Source organism: Gilliamella sp. B2824 (assembly GCF_026536245.1).
GTDB lineage: Bacteria > Pseudomonadota > Gammaproteobacteria > Enterobacterales > Orbaceae > Gilliamella.
The window spans coordinates 1-4069 of record NZ_JAFNON010000023.1 but is presented as its reverse complement, the minus strand read 5'-3'; the positions used below and the strand labels follow the sequence as shown (position 1 = coordinate 4069).

Below are 4069 nucleotides of genomic sequence, written 5' to 3'. Positions count from 1 at the left end.
TATTGGCACTCTCCGTATCCCGACTTAATTCATTGATATCCTGTTTTTGCTCGTCTTGATTACGGATGATTAACTGTCCATTTTCTACCGCTGATTGGGTGGTACTTGAGTCTTTATCACTGTTTTGATACGCCGTTGGAACGCCAGGTCCTCCCGTACCGCCACTTATCGATACCTGGGTCACCTTAAAGTCCGCTTTGTTTTCTATATCACTAAAACTGATGGTGCCGGTATCTAACCGGTTTTTTGATTTATCCGCAGTGAAGGCTAGGTGGTTTTATACCGTCGGTTATGTGCCACAAGGCACAAAACCCAACCCCAGACCATAACGGACAATTAAAAGGCTGTGGCTGGAGCAGATAGGCTTTTATGTGGCAGCCCTGTTATCATTAAAATAGAGCAGGGCAGGTTGAGTATTGAACTTAATTTGATGATTGAATCTATTCAATAAAATTTTTTATTTATCAAAATAAGAAGTTTATAAGTAATTCTATTAGCATATAATTTCATAAAGTGTGTCGGGAGCACCTTGGTTTAATTCAAAATCCGAAAGTAATGTTTTTGATAGTTCAGCAAATTTTATGACTTTATAAGAATAAATATAGCCTGAGTCAGTCAAAGATATCACAAGTTTTGAACATTTTGTTTTAATGATCATGTCTTCTAATATACTGATTAAAATTTGTAAACGATCTCTTCCTAATGGAGGAAATTTACTTTGCATCTCTGGAGCATAATCCAAATAATCAATTAAATAATCAGCTTCTTCACAATCGGGGCAATCGCTCATTGAAAAAATAAAATTAGTGTCGTTTTTATCTGGTAGATATTTATCTGTAAATTGAAACAATTGTTCTGGTAAAATTTCCTTTAAACCAATACCATATTTAATCGCTATCTTTTCTAATATCAATTTACTATTGTTATAGTTAATCCCTGCGAGATAACCGAAAATATAATTATTCATTTATTTCTCCTTAATCCAATCACCAATAGGTTTTCCATTGGAGCTTAGTTTTCTATAGTATCTACCAGTTACAAATCCTTTATCATTGTATGTTATTTTATGTTCATGAGGAACTACTCATCCGTCAGAACCTAGACCCATTTGCCCATCTGGATGAATTTGTCCATAGTCTTCACGCGAAAAAGTTCGACCATTTGCATCATAATAAGTAACACTTTTAGAACCATCTGCTCTTGATACCTCATAAATTGAGTTTGGCGTTGAGGTATGTGGTGCTTTACCTGATGATACAATGATGTGTTCAGTAACAACTTTATTTGTTGCTGGGTTAATAATTGGGTTGGATGATGTACTATTTGCCCCCTTTCCAGAATTAATCTCTTGTTCTTTTTTTACATGTTCACCAAAATTACTACTTTCATTAGCTTTCTGATTGGTGTCCTGATTATCCAGTATTTTATCCTTAGTCTCTTTATAATTTCCACCACCTTGTTCAACATTGCCTTTTCCGTGTTGTAGCTCTAAATCTGTTTTGTCTAATGGTTTGTTGGCAGTAGTTCCCTTTCCAGCATTTAATTCTTGCTTAAATGCATTATATTCATTAATCGCCTTTTCTGCTTTAGCTAAATCTACCGCACTTATTTTACCGTTAACAATACCTACGCCTTTAACACCATAATATAATGAAATTACATCCGCTATTTTTTGTGTATACATGGCAAATTTAAATTTAGATGCCGCTTCTTCATAACTAATATTATTTTCTTTGGCATAGTTATTAATCGCATAACTCCACTCATCTGGCGTGTAACGATTTAAATAGCCGATAATTTTATTATAGTCATCTTGTAAATATTCACTGTAAGGGTAGCGTCCAAAATAAATTTCATATTCGTCTTTAAAGGCTCTGAGTTTAGCTAATTGAGCACCACAAGCAGCAGTAGTATTATTACCGCTACCGGCGCAAGCATCCAAAAAGGCCTTATCATCTTTCTCATCAAGCTCATTAATCTGTTTTAATTTATCTAAATAATATGCTCTTTCTTCATCTGTCATTTCTGTGAAAGAAAGCTTACCTTCGATTCCTTTTTTCTGCCATGAATCATCACGATTTAAAGCATTATTCTTAACCGCATTTTTACCACCAGCAATAGCGGTATTAATATCCTGAGCATCACCACCTAATGCGGCAATAGCCAGTCCGGTGGCCAGTTGGGCCAGTGCGCTGATAGTGCGTTTATCTTCTTCAGTTAAGTCTTTTACATCCTTGCCGTAAAGTTGTTTACGAATAATGTCTGCTGCCAGCGCACCCCTAACAGTACCTGCACCACCAACAAGTCCTGAGTTGCCTTGTAGCTCGGCAACCACAGCGCCTAAAATCGCATGAGTAATTAAGTTTCCGGCAACATTATCGATTACCCAGTTGCCATTTTCATCCATGTGTCCAGTGTGCAGTTTGATTTGCTCTGCCAGCCAAGGCGCACTGGCACCAGCCAGTCCACCAGTAATATCACCCGTGATGATGCCTGTAATAATCGATATCGCAGAATCAACGCCTTTACTAAAGTCATTACCCATCTTTCCGTCTGGCGAGTCTTTACCCGCATTTTGATGGATTGTTTGCTCCAGCTCTTTCACTTGATTGCCTAACTCTTTTAAACCATTGACGATGTTTTGGCGATTTTCCTCTTTTTCTTTATCAAATATTGGTTTGAGTTTGTTATGCGCATGCTCGGTATTGTGACTTAATTCATTCACGTCCTGAATCTGATTCTCTGTATCACGAATAATTAACTCACCATCACTTATTGCCGCATGCATTATGTTTGAGGATTTATCGCCATGCTGATAAACTTGCGGTGCACCTCCTGTTGGGGAAAATCCTCCCCCACCTTTACTTGCACCTACAGAGCCAGAAACACTGCTGACTTTATAATCCGCTTTGTTTTCGATATCACTAAAGCCAATGGTGCCCGTATCTAACCGGTTTTTGGATTTATCCGCAGTGAAGGCTAGGTGGTTTTATACCGTCGGTTACATGCCACAAGGCATAAAACCCAACCCCAGACCTTAACTGACCATTAAAGGCAGGTGGCTGGAGCAATTTGGTTTTTATGTCGGCTGCCCTGTTATCATTAAGATTGAACAGGGCAAGTTGATAGAAGAACTTGATTTGCAAATTTAAAAATAAATGGTTGATTTTCCCCACTACTATGTGGGGATTTGATACTTAACCATGGTTGATATATATTGCATCGGCTTTTGCTGGTACAACATTTTCCCAATTCATGATGAGCAATATATCAATGGCCATTTTTCTCATTTTTTGCCACTCAACGCTTTCACAAAGTGCATCATTATTCCAGTATTGAATATTAGCGGCTCCACTTATAGATAACATATAATCATCTAATTTCTTTATTGCTAGCTTTTGTTCTGATGTGAGAGAAGATGCTACTAGAGAATCATTAAGTTCATCTAAGGCCATCTCCCACTCAACTGCTAATTCATCAGCTATATTTGCAAAATCAGGAAATAAACTCTTTTGTATTTCATAAGGCTGCGCTATTGCCTGAGTTACCCATTTAATCTTATTCATATTTATTCCTTTGGTTTATTGATAATTGTCGCTTTTTCTCCGGCATTTGGCTTATATGTCTTTGGATTAACAACTTTTATCGTACCTTGTGTTGTAGTTGAGACTTTATAATAGCTACCACCATGACGTCCTCCACCTGGGTGGAAGCGATGGTGGTACACCGTTAATCTACGCTGATGTTTATCGTGTTGTGTAACTTCTCTTGTTTAGCTCGCTCAGTTTTAATTAACCAATCAACTGCTTAGCCTGATGTTTTAAAATCATAGCGTCTAAAATCTCTTTTATTGACTTCTGCTCGTCAGCAGTCATCTGCTTGACCGTCTCAAACTTAAACTCATCTTGTGGCTTTAGTTCCTCGCTTTTTCAACTATCCACTAATCAGAATCATAGCGAAAACCAAGCGGATTATAAAGTCAGTAGCAGCAGTGTTGGCGTCAGCACCATTGGCATGCCATCAATGCCAGCCGGTTATAATAAAAAAGACAATGAACAATCGATAACGC

The 4069-nt window shown here is 37.7% G+C and carries 7 protein-coding genes; 2 read left to right on the top strand and 5 right to left on the bottom strand.

Annotated features, from left to right (window positions below; translation table 11 throughout):
• From J3U56_RS11850 to J3U56_RS11840, 3 genes are all read right to left on the bottom strand, one after another.
• Positions 1 to 184: hypothetical protein (locus J3U56_RS11850; RefSeq protein WP_267367899.1), on the bottom strand; the 184-nt coding region annotated here is incomplete at its 3' end.
• A gap of 309 nt (positions 185 to 493) precedes the next feature.
• The gene (locus J3U56_RS11845) at positions 494 to 967 is read right to left on the bottom strand and encodes a hypothetical protein (protein WP_267344981.1); all 474 of its coding nucleotides are present in this window, start codon (positions 965 to 967) and stop codon (positions 494 to 496) included.
• A gap of 117 nt (positions 968 to 1084) precedes the next feature.
• Complete coding sequence (locus J3U56_RS11840) at positions 1085 to 2788, bottom strand: VENN motif pre-toxin domain-containing protein (RefSeq protein ID WP_267367896.1); 1704 nt, start codon at positions 2786 to 2788, stop codon at positions 1085 to 1087.
• A 253-nt stretch (positions 2789 to 3041) separates the two neighbouring features.
• On the opposite strand from J3U56_RS11840, the gene J3U56_RS12235 reads away from it, so the two are divergent.
• Positions 3042 to 3152: a SymE family type I addiction module toxin gene (locus J3U56_RS12235; protein WP_416380361.1), complete on the top strand. Its 111-nt coding sequence runs from the start codon at positions 3042 to 3044 to the stop codon at positions 3150 to 3152.
• A 45-nt stretch (positions 3153 to 3197) separates the two neighbouring features.
• Here the strand turns inward: J3U56_RS12235 and J3U56_RS11835 are convergent, their stop codons facing one another.
• Together J3U56_RS11835 and J3U56_RS11830 are read right to left on the bottom strand one after the other, a co-directional pair.
• Entirely contained in the window at positions 3198 to 3566 is a 369-nt protein-coding gene (locus tag J3U56_RS11835; protein WP_267367893.1) for a hypothetical protein, read from the bottom strand.
• Positions 3567 to 3568: 2 nt separating this feature from the next.
• Entirely contained in the window at positions 3569 to 3727 is a 159-nt protein-coding gene (locus J3U56_RS11830; RefSeq protein WP_267367891.1) for a hypothetical protein, read from the bottom strand.
• Positions 3728 to 3879: 152 nt separating this feature from the next.
• Between J3U56_RS11830 and J3U56_RS11825 the strand changes: the two genes are divergently transcribed.
• A partial coding sequence (locus J3U56_RS11825) for a hypothetical protein (RefSeq protein WP_267367888.1) occupies positions 3880 to 4069 on the top strand: 190 nt, incomplete at its 3' end.

Bases quoted from the DNA above. Each gene is read 5' to 3' on its own strand.
- J3U56_RS11835 (WP_267367893.1), bottom strand. From the start codon at position 3,566: ATGAATAAGATTAAATGGGTAACTCAGGCAATAGCGCAGCCTTATGAA.
- J3U56_RS11845 (WP_267344981.1), bottom strand. From the start codon at position 967: ATGAATAATTATATTTTCGGTTATCTCGCAGGGATTAACTATAACAAT.
- J3U56_RS11840 (WP_267367896.1), bottom strand. From the start codon at position 2,788: ATGCATGCGGCAATAAGTGATGGTGAGTTAATTATTCGTGATACAGAG.